At 75.2% G+C, this 471-nt stretch carries 1 protein-coding gene; it reads left to right on the top strand.

Going from position 1 to position 471, the window contains the following annotated elements; translation table 11 throughout:
* Positions 1-171: 171 nt before the first annotated feature.
* Positions 172-471: DUF5937 family protein (locus LPA54_RS37685; protein ID WP_228984931.1), on the top strand; the 300-nt coding region annotated here is incomplete at its 3' end.

Raw genomic sequence — 471 nt, 5'->3', positions numbered from 1 at the left:
CACCGAGGTCTACGTCCGCGCCGCCGCCCTGGAGTGGACGGCCGACGACGTCCGCGGGGCGGCCGCGGACTTCGCCCGCCGGCTGACCGGCGCCTAGCGCTCACCGGGTCCCGGTTGACGGCGGCCGTCGATCGGGGACCCGCTGTCGGTGGCCGGGTGCACCATATGGGCATGGGCGTGCACATCGACATCACCGGGCTGCGGCCGGAGCGGATCGCCGTGGTGATCTCGCCGCTGGCCGAGCTGGGCATGGCGCTGCACGCGCTGTCCGAGCCGGCCCACCACCCCGGTCTCCAGGCCTGGGTGACGGCGGTGACCGCACGGCTGGACCCGCATCTCGCGGACCGCATGTGCGAGGCGGACTTCCTGTGGCGGACGACGTTCTCCGACCTGTTCCTGGCCTGCGCCGGGGTGCCGGGCCGCACGGCGCTGCCCGGCGGCACGCTCGCCGAGGAGCTGGACCTGCTGGAC

The sequence above is a fragment of the Streptomyces sp. DH12 genome, assembly GCF_020873895.1.
Classification (GTDB): Bacteria; Actinomycetota; Actinomycetes; order Streptomycetales; family Streptomycetaceae; genus Streptomyces.
This window is presented reverse-complemented; position numbering and strand designations above follow the sequence as displayed.